We start from the raw sequence: 21,396 nt of genomic DNA, 5'->3' as shown, positions 1-21,396 counted from the left end.
TTTGTTTTTACATATTCTATATACTGCAATTGTTTAAAAAACAACTATTAGTTATACTACTTCATACTGCTCAAATGATCTTCTAATTTTCTTAGTTTTCTGCCTTCATTTACTATTGGTCTCACATATTTTTCCATTTTGGCATTTTCTCTATATTTATTAATCTGATCGATCTGAGCATTTACTTCATCGGTAATAGCTTGCTTTCTATCCTCTATTTTATTTAACACTTCAGTACTATATTCATAATTTTTAACATCAGCATTAAAGTTATTAAGCTCTTCCATAATCTTTTGGTCTATTTCAGCTCCTTCGGCAGTATCTTTAACTTTTTGTGCTATTAATGCCGGCATTTCTTCGATCTTGATATCATCTCTTTTGAAATGATCTTTAAGCTCTTTATAAGTTTGTTCTAAATTTTCCTGGGCTTTCTCGTGCATAATATCATAATGCTCTTGGCGACGAGTATATCGATCTCCATCTATAAATTCTGCATATTTTCGATGAGCGTTATCTATCATATCCCGCATCTGAGAATCAGTAGCTTTCTCACGCATAAATCTATCACCCATCATTACCGGCTCACCCTCTTCGGATAACTTACTACGCACCTCATGAATGAGCTTTCTTTGAGCTAATTCTTGATAATATTCTACATCACTCTGTCTACCTGCATTCTCAAGTCTTGCTAGATATTCCGGTGATAATATATCTGCCTGAGCAGCTAGCGTCTCCTTATTAATATGCATTTGGAGTTCTTCACGTTCCCGTGCTTTTTCTTCATCTTTTAATTTTTCGCTATAAGTTCTAAGTCTTGGATCGTTATATTCAAAATCATGCCATTCGGCACTGGTTAGATTACCCTCATAAGCATCGCGTAAATCTTTACCGACTATTGCAGTTAAAGCTTCTCTTTTTATTCCTGTATAACCTGCATATATTTTTTCGCCTATACCTACACGCCTTTCTTCTTTTAATTTACGTTTTGTATCAACACGATGCTCCATCTCTTGCCAGCCTCTAAGCACTCCTATATTCTTACTGAAAAGACCAATACCTCGCCCTGACATTTCTTGGTGAGCATATTTATAAGCATCTTGATAATCTCTAGTAAAGTTCGCATCGCTAGCGAGTTCACGTAAGTTAGCATCTTTTAATGACTTATCAAGCTCTGTTTTTTGTTCTTTACTTAAAGCGGCGTAATCTTTCACTCCATATTTATTTGCAGCAATTTTATCTCGAAGCTGAGTAAATTTCATTTGCGATAGTTCTTTTGCTTTTAATTCATTCCCTTTAGGTAAATTCTTTAATAATCCTGAAATACCGTTTTCATAATCCGTAATAGCATCCATCTTTACATCTTTAGAATCTATACCGTATTTTCTCTTAACCTCATTTTGTACGGCTTTGTTTGCTGAAGAACCGAGAGCTTGCTTTTCAAGCCTTCCCATCATTATACCTTCAAATCCTTTAGCAAAGAACATACTAGTTTCTTCTAACTTCGCACTTACACGGGTAGTTACAGGTGCACTTACCGTCTTAGCCACATAACTTAGCGGTCTATTCATTTGCTTCGCTGCAGATTCATAAGATTGCTGATTAACTTTTTGTATGTCTGTTAAATTACCTGAAGTACCGGCAATAAATTGTGCCGTCGATATAGCAGTATCGTTAAATTTACTTAGCAAATAAATAGACACAAAAATTAGTAATATCCCGTCAAGTTGGATAAATTTCCCGTTTATAAAATTACTAATTCTTTTTGCATCTTTAACTAAATCTAAAAACGGTAATTCAATATAGCGTTCATCTATACACTCATACGCAGCACAATACTTACATGTATCAGGGTCATTCTTACAAGAATCATCTACTATTATATGATCTTCAGGAACTAATATATTTGCTTTGTGGAAATTATTTATACCGCCTTTCATCGGTACGGGGAACCACCAATAAAATATTGAATTACCAAGGCTTGGATCTATATCCTCAAGAAAACTACCGAATATTTCATTTATCGGACCTAAATTAGGAAAATCATGTTTACATACCGCAAAACCAAGCGTTGAATATATTTCGGTTCTGATGATCATTGAAATAAAAGCGATACCGGCAAATAAAATCATAGGCTGTAATGCGTATGATATTAATTGTCTTAACCAATTCTCAAATAACGAACGAGTTATATTAAACAACATGAAACAAATAAATATTGGTCCCATAATTATAATCATACCGATAGTTATAAGAGCGGTTAGATAGATAATAGTAGCTTTAAATATAAGAAAGAAAATAAAATACAGAGCTATTAAATATAGAATGATATATATAAAACCAAGCCAATCAACAAATAGTAAAGAAAATAATTTAGATAAAGTTTGAGGAGAAATAAGTAACCCAAGCAAGCTTTGAGAACCGGGACCAGTAGCCGAAGCTTCATTAATTATTTGCAGTATTTGCTGAACCCCATCAATAAAAAATACGAATAAATAATCATGAAAAAATGTCCAAGCTTTATCCGTACTTAATAATATTGAGACTATACTAACTTTTAATATTCTAACTATAAGTTCGACATGAGTAAGGTTTATATTACCTATTAAAAAGGAAAAGCCCGTAAACATTATATATAGAGTTAAAATAGCCGAGACACTCATCCTATAACCCGGCGTATCAATTATTTGTTGATAAGTTTTCTTTATGATCCCATCGTTACCAAATAATACTCCTTTTATTAAATCCGTTAAAAATTGTAGCGGATCGGGTCTAGTATCAGTAACTCCGGACTTTATTACTAATCTATATTGCCCGCTATTATCATCATAAAATTTATCTATAATCTTAAAATAAAGAGGAGATTGAGCATATTTTGACTTATCTTCACCTTTATATTGATAATTTATACCGCCGGCTTTCAAGAATTGTCCTGTACTATTAATACTATAAAATTCATAGCCTACACTCGAAGTAAGCTCTCCTAAATGCTGAGTTATACCTCGCGGTTTACGCTGTGAATCTGGTGAAATATTGGGATCGGGATAATTTTTATCAGCAATAAGAAAATAAAGCCCGACACCGTCTGTCATTATACATGGAGCATTACTAATCATTGCATCATTTTGATTTGCGGGATTAGGAGTACACATATCAAGCCTAGCATTATCCCAAAAAGTACACGGTTGTAGCTTAACGCAAAAAGCAGCCAAAGTAGTTGTGTTATTTTTTTGACCATACCATGGACACCATGCAGATAACTGACCTGAAGTATTTTTATCGCCAAGTATATAACTCCATGGTTTTACCATAACGGTTAAAGGATAACCGTTTACTTTATAAGCACTATCACGCCATGGTGCTACCTGATCACCTTCCTGTCTTGAAGTAGTTTCTTTCGGATCATATCTAGAAGAAACATTGAATTTGATAAAACCGAAATCATCAGGATCAATACAAGTATCGCCGGTACAACCGGAAAGCAGCAATAGCGATATTAATAATGTAATAAAAATATTTTTGTTCATTTTGAATCGACTTGTCATCCCGCGACTTGATCGCAGGATCTATAAAATGTTTTAATCTCATAAATTGTGTCCTGAGATCCTGCGATCAAGTCGCGGGATGACACTAAAATAATTTAGTTACTTCCTCTCTCCTTTCTCTTTCTTCACATCATTACGCTCGGCAAGGAATTTATTTGTAAATTCACCACCTCCTTCCGGTTTTCTAGCTTTATAATTTTGATCAATTATCTTGTCTTTGAAAACTCTGGCCGGAGCCATTGCAGCCTTTTTAATCGGTTTTGTTACCGAACCTATATCCTGCATAACAGCTCCCACAGGATCAGAACGTTCTTGATAATTTCCTGATATTCGTGCCGGTGTAACATTTGTAAGCATTCCGACTACTATATTTACAAAAGTTACTAAGCCATATGACATCAAACAATATGAATAAAATAATAAAGCCGTAGTAAATAATACTAAGAAAGTATTAGCGTTGTTCGTTAGAATATTCGAGCTACTAATTTCCGGAACATCCGGTACATAGAAAGGTATTCCGGGTAAGAACGGTAACGTAAAAGAGAAATTAATCGGAATACCAAGATTTGTTAAATCAAGCCCTATTTTTATTGGTATAAGAGTATCCCAACAGGCTCTAACTACTACTTTTAAAAGCTGCTCAGATAAAACCTGATCTATCAATAAAAAGAAAATCAATAATATTGTCGGCTGCACTACATAGCTAAGCAATGTCGATATCCAATTATCAAATAAACTCTTAGTTTTTTCAAATAACATTAATATTATGAAAAACGGTGCTAATGAAATCATAACGGTTACCCCTATGAATGCAATAACATAGCCTATTATAACTTCTAAAATAGCTCTAAAATAAGTGATAAGTGAATAAATGGTTATAATAGCGATAAATGCTAAACCATTATGTATTTGTAATAATTCAATAAATAGTAATCCCCAAATCCTACCGTTAGTATATTTATTAAATATAGGATCAATAAAACCAAAAATATTAGATCTAGAGCTTGTAGCACCTACTACGTTAGCTACAAAGAAATCAATACCGTCAGTAAATGCACTAAAGAAGTATGTATTAAAGAAGCTCCAACTTTCTTCTCTAATTAAAAAAGCTACTATAGCTATTTTGCATATACGTGTTATTACTTCTACGGCAGTTAATTTTAATGCTCCTGCAACGAACATGAGCCCAAATATAGTAATATAAAGGGTTAATGCAGCTTTAGCTATATTCTGCACTGCAGAATTTTTAACTAACTTAATATAAAAGTTTTGACTAAAAGTTCTAAACTGATCGGTAATAGGTTTAATAGCACCGTTATATATTATATCAGAAAACCAAGTTGTACCGGTATAATTAGCATAATTTACACTAACTATCCCTTGTATATTACTATTAGGATTTACCACCCTTAACCATAAATATCCATCTTGCGGTGCATCAGTCGCAAAGTTATAATCTACCAGCGTACCACGAACAGATGGATCAGGTAACGTACCATCTGATGTTATTAAATATTCTAACTTTATATTTTGTTGATCACCCGGACTAATTGAATTTGCCCCATTACCTATTTCAACAATCATCGAATAACGACCAAAATATAAAAAATTAGCTGACCAATCATTCTTATTTATATAATCTACAAAACTAGCATAATTTGAAAAATTTTGGCTCCAATCACTCATTAAAACTGAATTACTAAACATGTTACTAACTTGCCAATCGCTAGTAAAATCCATAGTACCGCCGCTAGTTGCTTGATAATATATAAAACTACTTTGGGTACTGCCTGAATTTACAAAACTCTGATCTCGTCCCTTAATAACCTGCCCGCCTACTTTAATTATCATTCCTCTACCTTGATCGTAATAGCAAGTGGGGCTAGTATTTATACCGGCATTAGCAGGACAAGAATTAATTAAACCCATGAAATTCTGTACCGCTCCAATCATCATAGGCTTACCGACTAATACTCCGTTATTTATACTTTTATATTTTGTAGCTGAGCCAGTACCGCTACATCCGCTTGATTTTTCAGGATCTCTTGAGGCATCTATAAGATTACATACCTGCTCTGCAGACGAGTAAATTATTCTATTATCAAAGTTACCAAGGTTACTTTGAGTATAAAGTGCAGAAGCAGCGAATATTGAACTATCAAGTTCCTGTGTTAAAATATTATCTACGGTATTAGGAAGTTTTGGAGTATTAGGGCTAAAAAAATTATCTTTACCAACTAAACTAATATTTACTACATCGCCGGCATTAACTTGAATTCTCGAATTACCGTTAGAATAGTTAAAATACCTAACAGAATCAAACATTTTAGTAAATGAAAGTGCATCAAGGTCTTTATCAGGCGGTATGGCCCCCGGTGTTTCACTGTTATTGTCCGTAACAAAACGAGGAAATCCTAAAGCTTCAAATTGTAATTTAGAATAATTATAAGTTTTAATGAAAACTTGCGGTGTACTAAACCTTGGATCAATTCTATATAATACTAGATATTTTCTAGGTGCAGGAGTAATACCTGAAGTAGACCAGTTTATTTTTAACAATTTACCTTTCTCAACAGCATTACCTGTTGATTGCCAAGTTCCAGCTGTAGATAAACTAATTCCTATATTACCCTCTTGAAAACTTGTAAATTCAGGCACTTCTAAACAACCGAATAAGCTTTTTAACCCACCAAAACCGGTTGACATCCATGAAAAAGTATCAACAGCTTTAGCTGGCATCGCCATAAATAAAACTAATAAAACTAAACTCTTAAGAATTTTCATCATATTATATTATTTCGGTGTTTCAGGTTTAGGCGGTTCTTCATTTGTCTTCTCACCCCCTTCTTTTGACATATTTGTCCTATTTTTCTCAGCCTGATCTAATGTCTTATTGCGTTGTTTTAACCGTGCTTCCGCTCTGCCGGTAATACCTTGTCTTGTTTTATCATCCATTCCTATTGGACTTAATGCTTTTTGTCCTGCATCATGAGACATTTTACCACCAATTTCAGTAGCCGAAGGCCCAGTAGCACTAGTTAATTTTGCTACCATACGTCCTGAAAATTCGACATAACCGTACATACCGTAAGCAATAATAACTAGAGCTACGATATTTTGCATATTTACTCCCATCATACCCGACATATAATCCATTCCCCAAGGGGCAAACCAATTAATACAGAAGATAGGTACATTCAGCAATGCAATAGGTAAAATAGTACCGATAAACGGAATTTTTATCGGTAAAGTACATTTCCAACAAACACTATAACCTAAAACAAAATCTAGATAAATGGTAAATAGCTGTGTTAGCACTATAATACCTGCCATCATAACTACCGGTTCTATCATATAGCGGATCGTAAACCTCACCCAATTATCAAATAAATACCTAGTAAAATCAAATAATAAGAAACTAATAAATAAAGGGGCTATACCTATTAATATACAAGTTGCCATAAATGCCATAATATAAACGGCAATAGCTCTAAGTGCCGTAATAATTACTATACCAAGTGCAACAAAAGTAATTATAAAATATATAATACCGCTAAGCCCAAGTGAAAGAAGTGCAAGTAATTGAGCGATAAATGTTTGACTAAAAAATATTTTACTCATTACTGCATCTAAAAACATAAAAGGATTAGAAATATTACTATTAGGATCAATAGAAGTAAATAAGCTATATCCGCTCATATTAGCAATAATTGCGTCTGAAAAATTGGTAATTGCATCAAAAAGATAGTTATTGAAAAATTCAAAAGTATTACCGTTCATAAGTCCGCTAACTACTCCGATTTTTGCTATTCTAATTACTAGCTCTTTTTGGTTTATCTTAGCAAAACCAAGCAAGAACATTGCTCCGTAAGTCATCACATACAGAATTAAAATTGCTTTAATATAGGTAAAAAAGTTAGTACAGGACGAGCTATCACTAGCTTTATAACATACCATATTTTTAAAAATAGAAGTAGCAGCCCCTTGCACTTTAGTTTTAAATGATTGAAGTAACGGATTCATTACTTTAATAGTAAAACTTCCTACTTTTAAGGATGTTGAGAAATATACTTTATAGCTACCTTCACTATCTTTATAATCCTTTAAATTATTATTAGGATCATTTAGAATTCTCATCCATATATAACCCGCTTCGTTTGCGTTAAAATTATATTTACCGTCGCTATCAACGTTAATTCCTTGAGGTGAATAGGTTTTACCGCTAGTATTCGGGTTTTCTGAAGCCTTTACTATTATGTATTGCACTCGTCCCCGATCATCAAAAGTATCGTTAAAACTATTACCGTTCTCTCTATAACATTTAGTCTGTTTAATATTTAGAACATATCCTCCCGTATTCTTACTAGCATCTTGTGAGGTGGGAGACCAAAGCCTATATTGTAAATAACTTTTTTCAATATTGCTGTTAAAAGGTATATTATATATAACCTTATATATATATTTATCGTCTTTATCTTTATATTCAGGCGGTTGATCTGCATCTGCAACAAACTGAGCAAATTCTAGCTTAGAAGGCAAAGCTTGACTTACAGAACCCGCGTTATTCATTTGATATATTAATCCGGTTGGTCCTTTGCCTCCTTTACCGTCCGCCGTATACCAAAATCTCCGATTCTTTTGAAAATCTCCATCGTTACATATTCCCGAAGTACAATTTACACCTCCAATATAATCTTTATCTTTAGGACTACGATTCTCGACACTATCAGGACATTTACCGTTTGGAGGAATATTAGCATTATTAGAGCATTGAAGATTTGAATAATCAATAAATAAATTACCTGAATTATCTGACCAACTAAAGGTAAAACTACCGTCATCTTTATAAGCTTCCGGCATTGTGCCATAGTGATTTATCCAAGCAGGTAAGGAGTCACATATAAAACCAAGGCAACAATGAGACACAGCATTAGCAGAATCACATACCCACTGAGCAACATCTTCTTGATGAATACATTTAAAAACACAATAACATTTTTCCCGATGCTTATTACCTTGCCAATAATTTTGCTTCAGTTCGCAAGCATTAACATATTGACCTAAATAAATAGAATATTTCCCGCAAATCGGCTCATAAGAAGTTTTGCCTTGTGAGCAATCTTTCGTAACCTCAGCATCTTTAAAAGCATCCTTAACTGTCGCATCCGTACTGGCAAAATTAGGAGATATGGAAACTAAAACTCTATCATTGGCGTATAATTCGGCAATATTACGCCATTCATTATTTTTTGCATCCATTATTAGAGAGACAGGCGGATTATTTGCATCGGTGACACGAGGGATCGGAATCATTTTACCGTTATCGTCTAAATTAGATCCAGTCCCTGTACGTTGTAAATTATCTTTTGGTATATAAGCTAAACACAAACTAATCTGACCGACCACTTGTAAATTCACCGGTTGGCTGTTTTCTACTAGCACCTGAGTATTTAACCATTCACCATAACGAGTAGGATCAGGAATAAGCTGAGTTGTACCGTCGGGCAATATCTTAGAAGTGTTTACATAATTAGCATTAGCATTAAGGGTTATAGTACCGGTTATTGAATCCGCCCCTCCTTTACCGTCCGGAGCATATCTCATGTAGCAGCCGTCACCGACTTTTACTGCTCCTATCATACCAAGTGCTGCAAAAATAAAGCAAACTAACGTTGCTACTATAGCGAGTACTCCTAAAACTTTTAATAAGTTACTCTGCATATTCTATTATTTACCCCCACTCGTCAATAAGGCGTCTTTAGCACTACTACCTCCTTCTGTAGCAAGTGCATCATCTCCTTTCTGTCCTTCTTGGCGTTTACCTCCAGCATCCGGCTTATCTCCTACCGGCGGCTTACCTTGCGAAGCCATGGCAGCATCCTTAAGGAAAGCGGCTCCTTTCTTTACTAAATCAACGATTTTAGTTGGACTCGCCGTTACTGCATCCATATTAGGACCATTAGTTAAATCAGAAGCAAATCGCCCTATAGATTTAGAGAAGTAATAAAAAATAACCGAAAATACTAATACACATAAAAGTTCCGCTAAAATAGATATAACATCTCTAACAATTGATTTTATTGGGAAAAGTATCAATAAATGTTCTTCCCAACCTTCACCTGCATAATATTCTAACATTTTATATCCAAAACTTTCCTGACATTTATCTGCCCCGCCGACAGGAAGCCTTAACTCAAAAGTACTAAATCTAATATCCCCTTTTTCATAATCATATCTCAGGAATTCACAATTTTTAAATATTGTGGAATCATACATAGTTATTAATAAAGCTATAAAACCTGCTATTACTGCCGGCTGCAATGCACATGAGATACATACTTTTAACCACCCGTCAAAATAAGCTTTTGTACGAGTAAATAAAGCCATAGGAATGAATATAGGAGAAATATATGTCATAACGTAAATAGTAATCATGCAAACTAAATAATGCGTAATAAAATATAAAAGTATAGATAAAAATATTACAGAAAATACTAAACCTGCTGCAAGTATAATAACATTTCCGGCCATAAAGAATCCAAACATAACGGCAAAAAATCTTAGTGCTCCTGCTTTACTTAAATCTTTCGGTCTGTTATTTTTACCATCAGGATCAAAATTAGGTATAGGTGTATTATTACCACGGGGACCATTGCCAATCGAATTCCCTAAAACTCCATTCTTATCTATATTATAAAGTAAATCCAAGCCAAGATAATAACCTATACGGCAATCAATAGCGTCCCATAAACCGTAAAATTTATAACCGTCCTTATACTTTGAATTATCAAATTGACATAATCCTCTAGAACCTGCTGCATTAAAGATCATCTGTGCAAAGTCCGGTGCTGCTCCCGTCAAAAGAGGTAATCCATATTTTAACATACCGTTTTCTTTTGTCGGCTGACCTCCGCTAAAATCTAAAGGTCCAAGACCGATAGAAAAATAAGCAACAAATAAGAATTTTATTACAAAAAGAGCTATTTTTTCAGTACTTGCATATTCTTTATTTAGAGCCATATTAAAGGCAAAAAACATAGTATAAAGAATTAGTGCCGCACCTATAGTTCTCTTTAAATAACCTTGAAATGTAGAAAAAGCAGCAAGATTAGTTATTCTAGAATTTTGATCTTGAGAACTACAACCATTTCCGGCAAAAAATACTTTATTAAGCGTTTCGCTCAAACACTGAACTGCAAGACCGGAAAAATTAATTAACGATTGACTATAATTTGCTCCCGTATAGCAACTTTTTCCTATATTACAATTTTCATCATCAGGCGGAGTAGGCGGTGGAGTAACACTTAAAGATTTACATGCTACCGGCATCGGTCCCCTTGACGTAGGCATAACTAAACATAGATCATTATCCCATTTTTTAACCGTTAAAACGATATTCTTTAATACAGGATTTGCTCCAAGATCAGGATTATTATCAGTACTTAAATCACTAATCTTCCTAGAGTCACCTTCATTTAAAGTATACATGGTGCAAGGGCTACTACTACCTTCTACATTTTTAAAACAAAACGTTATACTAGACGCAACTGAGTTACAATTACCTCTTGGATCTTTCATATCAATATTACGAATTATATAGCCATATGCCGTGTCCGTTTCTAAATACCCATCTGAAGTAGTCGGTAAACTAGAACATGACTCTCCAAAGCTGGCAAAGCTAGCTAAGCTTACAGACGCTATATAAACTATAATAAATATCTTTAAGGTTTTAAGAGTTTTCATTAGAACTATTATCTTTTTTTTCTGTTACTACGCCGCTTTTTACTAACTCATCCCATGCTTTTTCAGCATTTGCACGTCGTTCTGATATTTCTCCTCCTTCTTGTTCTCTTACTCTTCCTCCTCCGCTTGCTACTAGTTCATTCCATGCTTTTTCTACTTTTACACGTTTATCTCGAATCTCTGCATTTTCCCGTATCTGCTTTACTCCTGTCGGATTATCATGTTCCTTTAAGTTAAAACTATAATCAATTACTCCTGACCCCCTACTTGTACTGTCAACTTTTTCTTGCGGTGACGTAGTAGTATTATCTTCTTTTCTGTCGTTTTCTATATTTTTATTTTCTTCTACCTTTGCTTTTTCTGACTTATTAAGTTCATCAGCTAATTTATCAAATTTATTAGTTACACTATTATCCCTTTCTCTTATCTCAGTTACTACACCGCTATCGACTAATTCATTCCATTTCTTTTCTGCATTTGCATGTCGCTCCGATGTTTCTTCACCTTGCTGATCTCTTATTCTTCCTCCCCTGCTTGCTACTAATTCGTTCCACACTTTCTCTACTTCTGCACGTTTATCACGAATCTCTGCATTTTCCCGTATCTGCTTTACTCCTGTCGGATTATCATGTTCCTTTAAGTTAAAACTATAATCAATTACTCCTGACCCCCTACTTGTGCTGTCAACTTTTTCTTGTGGAGTTGCATTATCAACTTTTTCCTGTGAAGGCGGAGTATTATCAATCTCTTTTTTACTTTCTTGATTATTATCTCTTATGATTTTTCCAACACTTTCGGCTTCAATATTACTTTGTGGTACAGGTGTAGAAATAGAAGTTCTAATACTAGCAGGCGGTGGTGAAACAGCTTCTGGAGGAGCAGGAGGAGGAGTAACAATATCCGATCTTGCTTCACTACTTACAGTTTTTGGGCTAGAAGTTGCTACAGAAGATGAAGCTGTCGGCGTTGTTACCGCAGGTGTCGACGTACCTCCGCTTGCAGCAATATTATCATTTGGTAGTCCGCCTTTACCTACCTCTAAATCACTTGCTCCTCCACCTTGACCGGCTTTTAAATCACTTATTCCTCCTCCCCTGCTTGCTACCTGATCGAGACCCTTAGTTGCAGCACCCGCAGTAGCAAGTACTGCCATAGCTGCCTTAAATATTGCTTGCGGTTTTATAGCAACATTATTAAGAGCTACTCCTTCTGTCATATCTGCAGCAAATTCAGCTAGCTGACTACTAAAATTATACATCAAATACAATGTAAAACATGCCGTAACTAACGCAAGCAAAATATTTTTAATTTTCTCAAAAAGCACTTTTGGAGACATGAAAAACATTCCGGGATCCAAAACTACTCCCGATAAAAACTGGAATTTAGCAAGAAATTTATCGGTAGGGGTATCGCCCGGTTTACTATCGACAATTTCACTTACACTATCTTTTGCAAAATTAAATGCCGTGGTAATAGGGTTATTTAACATATAACCTAAACTATTTTGACAATTTTCTGCGTCCTCTTTTTTAGGATATTGTGATATATCATCCCAATCATTATTAATATAAAATATCAAAACATCACGGCTTGAAGTACCACCCTGTGCAAGATTTTCTATACTATTGTGAATTAACTTGCTCTTATATTGACATTTACCGTAGAAACCATAATCATATACCGAAAACATCGTGATCATAAAAGTAACTATCACCATAGGCTGTAGCAAGAACGAGATCATTAGTTTAACCCAGCTATCAAAATAATTTCGTGTATACGTGAATAAAAACATGGGTACAAAAAGAGGAGCTAAAATACCGAGTATTACTATAGATATCATACACATAATCGTTGCATTAACCATAAAGGCAGCAACCGAAATCACAAGTAACGGATACGAAAGAGCGAGTGACACTAACATCATATTACCGGAGATTATCGCCGGAATTAGCAAATAAATATATGGTGGAGCACTAAAACTAAAGAAATCAAAATTTAAAAAATCATGGCTTCGATAAGCATTTTCGACAAGTAACGTAGATAATATATCAAGCCCTAAATAATGAGCTACCCTACAATCTAATGCATCCCATAATGCAATATAAGAAACGGTACCGTCATAAGAAAGATTGTTAAATTTACATAAACCGGACGGAGCAGCATTCATAACCCAACTTGCTAAACCGTTTATACCGTCAAGTAAGAAAGGAAACGCCCACTGAATCATACCGTCTAACCGGTCATACGGAGAGCCATTACCAGGGGTTATATTAATTCCTATTGAAAAATAAGTTACGAATATCATTTTCAATATAAAATTTATATACTCACTTTTTGGCGGTACTTCACCTGCAAGTAACAGTTTAAAGCCAAAAAACATAACATATAAAGTTAGAAAAGCCGTAACTATTTTATACATTCCTACTTGGAACTGAAATAATGCACTATCTTGCCTTGAAGCCAAATTAACCACTTGGCTTACATTATCAAAACTACAAACATCTTTACTAATTAGTAATCTAGTAATCATTTGCCTCATACACTCTATAAGAGGAGAAGTCATGACTACTGCAGTTTTTGAAGCATTATAAGCTTTTTGATAGCATCCTCCACCTGCTGCACTACAGGAAACTAAGGCTAAAGGATCGGTAGGCGTTTCATTTGGATCTTCAATCAAATCCTTATCTGCTACATCCATAAAGCTATTATACATGGATTTTGGAAACGGCTCTTTCATGTATTTACAGCCGACGGGAACGTATCCTGTAAACCCCTTTGTTGAGACACATATTCTATCTTTATCTTGAATAACTTTCCAATATATTACAGGGAAGCCTACATCAAATGCAAAACCGTCATCACCGGGCTTACCGCTATATGGAACATAATAATCTTTCTTATTATTTTCCCACGCTTTTTTTATATCATCCCAAGGATCACTACCTGTTAATACGGCTTTAGCAATAGCAAGTGCCGATTCTAAAACAGCTCCTGCTCTAGCTACAATTAGTTTAGCATTACTACATAAAGCAAAACGTAATTCCGGATTTTTAGGATCAATTCTGTTTTCACGAGTACATTGACCTCCTGGAAAATTTCCAAACTTACTATCGTTAAATAAATCTTTATCATTTATTTTAAGCTTTAAAAACGTATTCATGTATAAGACGGGAGAAACAAGATTCATTACCGCAAAAGTAAAGAACGGAGCAACAATACATGTATGAGAGAATTCACTACGTAATAAATCACCTACGCCTTGAGTTTCGCAAGTTAAACCGTTTAAAACATCTACAATGCTATCAAGAGTATCTTTAGCATGAGTTTTAGTAACTAACCCTAAATTTAGGATAAAGCTTAGTACTAATGTTATAAGTATACTACGAGGAAATAATTTCATCACTAGTTACTTGCCTCGTATTGTAAAAATGTCATCCCGTGGACAAGCCACGGGATCTCAGGACATAGTCTGTGAGACAAGATCCCGCAGTCAAGCCGCGGGATGACAAACAGGAAGCTATAATGTTTTAACTGCTTCATAAAATATAGGTAACCACTTATCCGGATTATTGCCGTATTTCTCTCTAATTTGATCGAGCAATATTACAGTCTCAACTCTGCCAGATAAAACACTAATTATATTATTCATACCGTCTAAGTTAACTTTGGCAACTACGGCATCTATTCCTTGTTTTATTAAAAAATAACGTGTAGTAGGGTCGGTAGTTTTAATTAAAATATATTCTCGCTGACTTAACATAAATGCACTACGATAAATATCCGTAGCTTTCAAATTAGGTAAAAAAATCTGCGTAGCTGTTTGTTGAATCAACGTATCACTAATTCTACTTTTTGCGGCATCTTCAACACTCTGCGTAGCAAATATAACAAAAGTATTTAATTTTCTCAACACTTTTAACCAATCTTTGATCTTAGGTGCAAACACCGGATTATCGATTAAAGCCCATGCTTCATCAAGCACTATCATAGTTTTCTGCCCATCTAAAGAGATATTAATACGATGGAAAATATATAACAATACCGGTGCAAGGCTTATAGGATCTTTAAGTAATTCAGTCATATCAAAACCGAATACCCTTGCTTTTTGTAAATCAATATTATCTATTTCATTGTCAAATATCTTAGCGTGTGAACCTTTACCAACCCACATTGCAATCCTACTTGCCAAACTATTTGGTGTATCAATACCAAGAAATGCTATAACATTACTAAGCTTTCTGTCTTTTCTTTCTAATCTAAAATTACCGCTTACCGCTTGAGATAAGATTTTATTATCTTGTGCAGTTAAACTTTCACCGTTAGAAGTTACAAGCACGCGAAGCCACTCTAAAATAAACGTTCTATTCTCACTAGTATCTTCAAGTTGTAAAGGGTTAAAGTTGCATTTTAAGCCCGGATCAATTACTGTATAAACTCCGTTTAAAGCACGTATAAATATTTCTGCTCCTCGATCTTTATCAAAAAAGAACATACGAGGTTTGAATTTTTGTGCTTCAGCACATAAGAAATTCATAAGAACTGTTTTACCGGCACCGGTTGGACCGATAATTAGAGTATGTCCAACATCCCTTACATGGAAATTAAAATAAAACGGCGTACCTGAAGTAGTATCAAGTACTGTGACATATTCTCCCCAATGGTTATCTCTAATTTTACCGAGCGGATAATTATGTTGTGAGGCAAAGCTAGCCATATTAAGAGTATTTATAGTGGATTTACGCACTATATAATCCATATTTCCTGGCAACTGTCCCCAATAGCTAGGTTCCATGTTAACTTTTTCTCTAACCGGCTGAATTCCTGAATTAGAAAGCTCAACTGCTGCCATTGACAATATATCTTCCAAAGCTTTAATATTATTTGCGGAACATAAAAGCGATAAATGATGCTCACCAAAACCGATATCACCGCTAGTAGCCATATCAAGGGCCGTATTGATTTCAGCAATTTGTGAAGTAGCCTTGTCACCGGATTGTATCATTCTATTTTGCTGTAATTGCATTTTACCGATCGCTATGGTTCTATTAGCAAAGACAAAGCTTTGTGTCATGACAAATTCAAAAGGCATTTGCAGGAATCCGTCAAAAATTCCTGCCGAAGTATTAGGACCGTATTCAAGTATACTGATCATTCCGGCATATTTCTTGCCAAGCGGACTTCTTGCTTCAATAGTACGAGAATCAAAAAATAAGCGATGAGTCGGTAAATATTCGTCAATAGTACCACGCGGTAATGCTATAGGACCTGGTGAATCGCCGCAATTAATTAAAGATGAAAGGAATTCTAAAATTTCGCAATAACTACCTGACTGCGTTTGACGAACTCCAAGTAATCTTGTTCCATAACTTCTGAGTGTATTAACCACTCTAGTTGATATTTCTTGAAGATTTTCTTTCATCTCTTTCATGTCGTTTTCCCAAGCAGTTTTATTAGATTTTTGTCTAAGCTTCTTTAGAAAATACTCAACTATAGCAGCACCGCCAGTATCAGGCTTATATAAAATACTAATATATAATTCATTAAAAAACGACCTAGCACCCGCATGTTTCTTACGCCATTCTGCACCTAAATAAGTAATAAAATCATTAGGGACTTTTACGGTAGGATCATAAGTAAATTCCGTATCGTCAAATATTACTGCTTTACGTCTTCTAATAGTATGGAAATACATAATGATATTTCCCGAAGCCATATTTTTAAGTAAGGCATTTCTGATATTCTTTTTAATATCTAGATCTTCATCATCGGCAGTTTCAAAAGAAAATCCGTTTATTTTAATAACTTGTAATAAAGAATTATCTTTCGTTAAAATAGTATTACTATCCCAATGACATTTATAAGGAATAAAATGCGAAGTGGGTCTTTCTTGTTTAGACCTCAATTCTTTAGCTGCTCTAGTTCTAAATAACTTCATTACCTCACCTGATTTAACTATTTTGATTTATTTTGTCATTGCGAGGAGAGGCGAAGCCTCGACGTGGCAATCTCAGAAATTTTATGCTGTTTCATGAGATTGCCATGCAGCCTACGGCTGCTCGCAATGACGATTTTAGAGACATATACATCATCAAATACTATACGAATTTGCTCCGTAGTAAAATTTATTAGGACATTGGCTAGTTCTTGACATTTTATTTAAATATAGCTCTATGAATCTCGGTTCTTTAAAACATATAATATAAGCTACCAAATGCAAAGCAGTTGCAATGAATAAAATCATAATGCCGTTATTCCAAATAAATACTATCATCGTCATTATCATATTTAATGCAGCAAACTTAATACTTACTCCAAATATCATCGGCGGTCTAGTTAACCCTACAAATAAAAGATCAGATGCTAATGCTCCTGCCATAAAAAACCTCTATTAATTTATATTAATATCAAACATAGTTGACAATATTGAATTCGGTACTTCACTATTCACAAAATGTACGTAACCGTTATTATTTTCAAGTGCATTAACTGCTATCTTAATTAATTCTTCTTCGATGAAATTATTACTATCATCTAACATTGATTTCAACAAGTTAATATCTCGTATTTTTATATTATATGGAAACGTCTCGGATACCTGTAATATCTCATATGGCAATATTAAATGTTCCGCACTTAATGCAGAAGCAATTGTTGCTACCGTTAAGTTAACATTTAATAAATGCGTTTTCTCCTGATCATCGTTAGCAAACGGTGCTATCACGGGTATAATATTATTATCTTCAAAATTTAATAAAATTTCCAGATTAATCATAATAGACTTGCTTAAAAAACCAACATTTATAACATCATGATTTACAATTTTTCGGTGAGATAATTTTGATTTTTTTGCTTGCAGTAAATTAGCATCCTTACCCGAAATACCAACTGCATAACAACCTATACTACTTAACTTTGTTACTATAAGCTTGTTAACGTAACTGGATAAAATTTCCATAATAATAGGATTATTTAGAGAACTATAATCGCTTATTTTACTAATTTTTTGACTAAAATTTCCATCTATTTGTGATATTAAAGACGAACTTCGTAAATCAATATGATCATGTACTATATATATTCTAGCACCACACATCTCAAGCAATCTAATAGATTCAATAAAAGCCGTAAATAATTTATCGTCAATAATAATAGTAGCAGGTAATTTTAGAACTATTGCTTGACTCTTCAGCTCACTACTACACTTTATTATATTCTTAATTATAGCAATGTTATTTAATGAAGAAATACTATCTCCTCTTTACCTTTGAGGTTTGATGCATTTTGCCAAACTAGCTTTAAGTTCTCTTGCACCTTCTTTACTCCTACTACTTACATATATAACATTACATGAGTAGTTTAAAGTTGCAAGAAAATTCTGTGCTTCATCGTTAAGGTTTTTATGATCCGTAACTTTATCCGATTTTGTGAAAATAATTTGAAATTCTCTTTTATTTGCAAGTAATAGCTCAGCTACTTTCTTATCGTTTTCTTTTATACCCCTTCTTGAATCAATCAATAAGTTAACTAACCTTAAATTATGACTATTTCGTAAATAATAACTAATTAACACTTTCCACTGCTCTTTGACTGATATAGGAACATTAGCAAAACCATAACCGGGAAGATCAACTATAATAAGTTTATCTGCAAGGTTAAAGAAATTGATTTGTCTAGTACGCCCCGGAGTATTAGAAACTTTAGCAAGATTTTTATTATTACATATCGTGTTTATTAGGCTTGATTTGCCGACATTTGACTTACCGACAAAAGCAATTTCCGGTAATGAAAAATTGGGGATTTGATTTATATTCATAGCACCGGCTACAAATTTAGCTTGATGACGAAAAAGCTTACTGCCATCAGTCGATTTTGTAGGCACTATTTTCTGAGTAGTCATAATTTGCTTTCGTATTGGATGTAATTAGGCATTGTTGCGTGGATACCGAGTCGTCATTGCGGAACGACTGAAGGCTTTATTGCATGGCTCGAAAAACCTGTGCGATGTCATTCCCGCGTAGGCGGGAATGACATAACACGAGTCATGCAATACGCTATAAGTGAGCCAGAATGACATTGAAAAAATATGGTAGCGGGGGCTGGATTTGAACCAACGACCTTCAGGTTATGAGCCTGACGAGCTACCGAGCTGCTCCACCCCGCAATAATTGAGAATTGACAATTTATCTGTGTTATATTGTGACTTGACTCCCTGAACGTTTAAGATATCATTCTCGTATGATAAAACCGTCATAAGCTATACAACTAAAAGCCTTGTTACATGGACCATTATAACGTGTTGGATGTCATTCCGTTGATCGCAGGCATCCAGTAAAACATATAAAAAACAAGTTCTTTATATATTTATTTTATCAAATATGTAACTTCTATATCAATATTGAAGTTATTTTTCTGGATTCCCGCCTACGCGGGAATGACATAACACGATCCACGCAACAAAGCATAACTTTCTTATAATGAATCCAAGAAATATAAGCCTAACTAGCTTCTTTCTTACTACCGAAAGAAAGACCTGAGAATCTTTTATTGAAATCACTAACACTTTTGTTCGATTGATTTACTACATTTCCGGAATCTTTATTCCATGCCGGATGCTTTCTAAAATCAACATCCATTAAAATTTCACCTGTAGGATGAGTAGACATTGTTTCAAAAACATCGCTTCCTACTTTAATCAAAAACTTTTTATATTCTGGATGTATACCGCTTTTCATAATGATTTCGCCGTTTTAGTCTGAATTATTTTTTTCTTAATAGCTCTAGCTGTACTAGATAAAACATTATCATCGGCTTTTAGAATATATGCATCAAAACCGCCGGCTTTTTCCACTGAACTAATACATCTAGCATTAACCGATAATCTATATTCTCCGGCTGTTATATCACTTGTAAACTTAACTGACCTTAAATTAGGCTCAAAACGCCTTCTAGTTTTACGCTGAGAATGTGATACATTGTTGCCGTATAAAACACCCACACCTGTGAGTTCGCACTTATGAGACATAAGCTAAATACCTTAAAACTTATAAATATACAATAGATAAGAAATATAAAGTAATACTCCCCTAGTGTCAAGAGATAATTATGGTCCATTTAGTGAAGAAATAAAGATAGGTACGATGTATTTATACGTGAAATAGGCAAAAGCTAAACCTAAAATAGTACCAATAACAATTATGCGGAATTTTGCAGGACTAAAAATTAAAATAACTATTCCAAGAATAATTACTATTTTTATTATATCATCTGTCGTATAAGAGCTAGAATTTATAGCATAAACATTTAGGTTTATACCTAGAAATATTACTATACATAATAAGTGCTTAAACATTTTATACCTCTATAGGACCGGTAGTTAATCCATTTATAAATTGTTTTAAATAAGGATTATCACTATTACGCATTTCATCTTTACTGCCATACCATTTAATTTTCCCTTGATAAATCATAGCTACTTCTTTAGCTATTTTTTCGGCACTAATCATATCATGAGTTATAGTAATCGTAGTTGCCCCTAACTCTTCTTGGATTTTTATAATTAATTCGTTGATAACATTTGCCATTATAGGATCAAGCCCTGTGGTCGGTTCATCAAGAAATAAAATCGACGGTGTACTACAAATAGCCCTAGCAAGGGCTACTCTTTTTTGCATTCCTCCCGATAATTCGGAAGGGTAAAGATCGAGTATTCTAGGGGATAAACCGACGGAATTAAGCTTTGCACCGGCAAGGTCGTTTTTTTCTTTCTTAGATAATTTTTTAGTCTCGAAAGTAATATTATCACATATATTTAAGGAGTCAAATAATGCTCCGCCTTGGAATAAAAAACCTATACCGTCCATAATCTCAAATTTTTGTTTACTTGAGATATCTTGGATTTCTACATTATCAATAAAAATTTTACCTTTATCAGGTTTAATCAATCCTACTATATTTTTAATTAGAACAGATTTGCCGCTACCGGAACCACCTAAAATAACTAATGAACTGCCCTTTTTTACATCCAAATCTATTCCGTCTAACACCTTATGATTAGCAAATGATTTATACAATGACTGAATTTTAATTTTAAACTCTTCTTTTTCACTCATAT

Annotated in this window: 13 protein-coding genes and 1 tRNA gene; all 14 read right to left on the bottom strand. The window is 34.1% G+C overall.

The genetic code is table 11. The annotated features are described in order from the left end of the window. Positions 1 to 56: 56 nt before the first annotated feature. The 14 genes from AB1146_RS03585 to AB1146_RS03520 all read right to left on the bottom strand — a co-directional run bounded on the left by AB1146_RS03585 (position 57) and on the right by AB1146_RS03520 (position 21,394). The gene (locus AB1146_RS03585) at positions 57 to 3,524 is read right to left on the bottom strand and encodes a type IV secretion system protein (protein WP_010423957.1); all 3,468 of its coding nucleotides are present in this window, start codon (positions 3,522 to 3,524) and stop codon (positions 57 to 59) included. A 117-nt stretch (positions 3,525 to 3,641) separates the two neighbouring features. Further along, the gene (locus AB1146_RS03580; protein WP_010423960.1) at positions 3,642 to 6,326 is read right to left on the bottom strand and encodes a type IV secretion system protein; all 2,685 of its coding nucleotides are present in this window, start codon (positions 6,324 to 6,326) and stop codon (positions 3,642 to 3,644) included. Positions 6,327 to 6,335: 9 nt separating this feature from the next. Then, complete coding sequence (locus tag AB1146_RS03575; protein WP_010423961.1) at positions 6,336 to 9,263, bottom strand: type IV secretion system protein; 2,928 nt, start codon at positions 9,261 to 9,263, stop codon at positions 6,336 to 6,338. Between the two features lie 6 nt (positions 9,264 to 9,269). Continuing rightward, positions 9,270 to 11,285 (bottom strand): type IV secretion system protein, encoded by a 2,016-nt coding sequence (locus AB1146_RS03570; protein WP_010423963.1) that lies wholly within the window; start codon positions 11,283 to 11,285, stop codon positions 9,270 to 9,272. Continuing rightward, positions 11,272 to 14,685 carry a type IV secretion system protein gene (locus AB1146_RS03565; protein WP_010423967.1) on the bottom strand — a complete coding sequence of 1,138 codons (3,414 nt, stop codon included), beginning with the start codon at positions 14,683 to 14,685 and terminating at the stop codon, positions 11,272 to 11,274. Before AB1146_RS03565 ends, AB1146_RS03570 begins: the two co-directional genes overlap by 14 nt. 117 nt (positions 14,686 to 14,802) lie before the next feature. After that, positions 14,803 to 17,220 (bottom strand): VirB4 family type IV secretion/conjugal transfer ATPase, encoded by a 2,418-nt coding sequence (locus AB1146_RS03560; protein WP_010423970.1) that lies wholly within the window; start codon positions 17,218 to 17,220, stop codon positions 14,803 to 14,805. A gap of 153 nt (positions 17,221 to 17,373) precedes the next feature. Then, positions 17,374 to 17,661, bottom strand: a complete 288-nt coding sequence (locus AB1146_RS03555; RefSeq protein ID WP_010423973.1) for a type IV secretion system protein VirB3 — start codon at positions 17,659 to 17,661, stop codon at positions 17,374 to 17,376. A 12-nt stretch (positions 17,662 to 17,673) separates the two neighbouring features. After that, positions 17,674 to 18,474: an acetylglutamate kinase gene (locus AB1146_RS03550; protein ID WP_029374848.1), complete on the bottom strand. Its 801-nt coding sequence runs from the start codon at positions 18,472 to 18,474 to the stop codon at positions 17,674 to 17,676. A gap of 69 nt (positions 18,475 to 18,543) precedes the next feature. After that, on the bottom strand, positions 18,544 to 19,182 hold the full coding sequence (yihA, locus tag AB1146_RS03545; RefSeq protein WP_010423978.1) for a ribosome biogenesis GTP-binding protein YihA/YsxC: 639 nt from the start codon (positions 19,180 to 19,182) through the stop codon (positions 18,544 to 18,546). 187 nt (positions 19,183 to 19,369) lie between these two features. Next, positions 19,370 to 19,446: transfer RNA gene (locus tag AB1146_RS03540), tRNA-Met, on the bottom strand. 334 nt (positions 19,447 to 19,780) lie between these two features. Beyond that, entirely contained in the window at positions 19,781 to 20,017 is a 237-nt protein-coding gene (gene rpmE, locus AB1146_RS03535; RefSeq protein WP_004996719.1) for a 50S ribosomal protein L31, read from the bottom strand. Then, entirely contained in the window at positions 20,014 to 20,307 is a 294-nt protein-coding gene (gene rpmB / locus AB1146_RS03530) for a 50S ribosomal protein L28 (protein WP_010423982.1), read from the bottom strand. The genes rpmE and rpmB overlap by 4 nt, the downstream gene beginning before the upstream one ends. 78 nt (positions 20,308 to 20,385) lie before the next feature. Continuing rightward, positions 20,386 to 20,634 carry a DUF5510 family protein gene (locus AB1146_RS03525; protein ID WP_010423985.1) on the bottom strand — a complete coding sequence of 83 codons (249 nt, stop codon included), beginning with the start codon at positions 20,632 to 20,634 and terminating at the stop codon, positions 20,386 to 20,388. A gap of 1 nt (position 20,635) precedes the next feature. Next, positions 20,636 to 21,394 carry an ABC transporter ATP-binding protein gene (locus AB1146_RS03520; protein ID WP_010423988.1) on the bottom strand — a complete coding sequence of 253 codons (759 nt, stop codon included), beginning with the start codon at positions 21,392 to 21,394 and terminating at the stop codon, positions 20,636 to 20,638. Positions 21,395 to 21,396 lie beyond the last annotated feature (2 nt).

Source organism: Rickettsia helvetica (assembly GCF_963970025.1).
Taxonomy (GTDB): domain Bacteria; phylum Pseudomonadota; class Alphaproteobacteria; order Rickettsiales; family Rickettsiaceae; genus Rickettsia; species Rickettsia helvetica.
Note: the sequence above shows the minus strand (reverse complement) of the source record. Positions and strands in the feature narration are given on the sequence as shown.

Excerpts from the sequence above, each read along its gene's own strand:
- AB1146_RS03525 (WP_010423985.1), bottom strand. The coding sequence starts at position 20,634 with ATGTTTAAGCACTTATTATGTATAGTAATATTTCTAGGTATAAACCTA.
- AB1146_RS03520 (WP_010423988.1), bottom strand. The coding sequence starts at position 21,394 with ATGAGTGAAAAAGAAGAGTTTAAAATTAAAATTCAGTCATTGTATAAA.
- AB1146_RS03560 (WP_010423970.1), bottom strand. The coding sequence starts at position 17,220 with ATGAAGTTATTTAGAACTAGAGCAGCTAAAGAATTGAGGTCTAAACAA.
- AB1146_RS03565 (WP_010423967.1), bottom strand. The coding sequence starts at position 14,685 with ATGAAATTATTTCCTCGTAGTATACTTATAACATTAGTACTAAGCTTT.
- AB1146_RS03555 (WP_010423973.1), bottom strand. The coding sequence starts at position 17,661 with ATGGCAGGAGCATTAGCATCTGATCTTTTATTTGTAGGGTTAACTAGA.
- AB1146_RS03570 (WP_010423963.1), bottom strand. The coding sequence starts at position 11,285 with ATGAAAACTCTTAAAACCTTAAAGATATTTATTATAGTTTATATAGCG.
- rpmE (WP_004996719.1), bottom strand. The coding sequence starts at position 20,017 with ATGAAAAGCGGTATACATCCAGAATATAAAAAGTTTTTGATTAAAGTA.
- AB1146_RS03575 (WP_010423961.1), bottom strand. The coding sequence starts at position 9,263 with ATGCAGAGTAACTTATTAAAAGTTTTAGGAGTACTCGCTATAGTAGCA.
- AB1146_RS03585 (WP_010423957.1), bottom strand. The coding sequence starts at position 3,524 with ATGAACAAAAATATTTTTATTACATTATTAATATCGCTATTGCTGCTT.
- AB1146_RS03580 (WP_010423960.1), bottom strand. The coding sequence starts at position 6,326 with ATGAAAATTCTTAAGAGTTTAGTTTTATTAGTTTTATTTATGGCGATG.
- rpmB (WP_010423982.1), bottom strand. The coding sequence starts at position 20,307 with ATGTCTCATAAGTGCGAACTCACAGGTGTGGGTGTTTTATACGGCAAC.
- yihA (WP_010423978.1), bottom strand. The coding sequence starts at position 19,182 with ATGACTACTCAGAAAATAGTGCCTACAAAATCGACTGATGGCAGTAAG.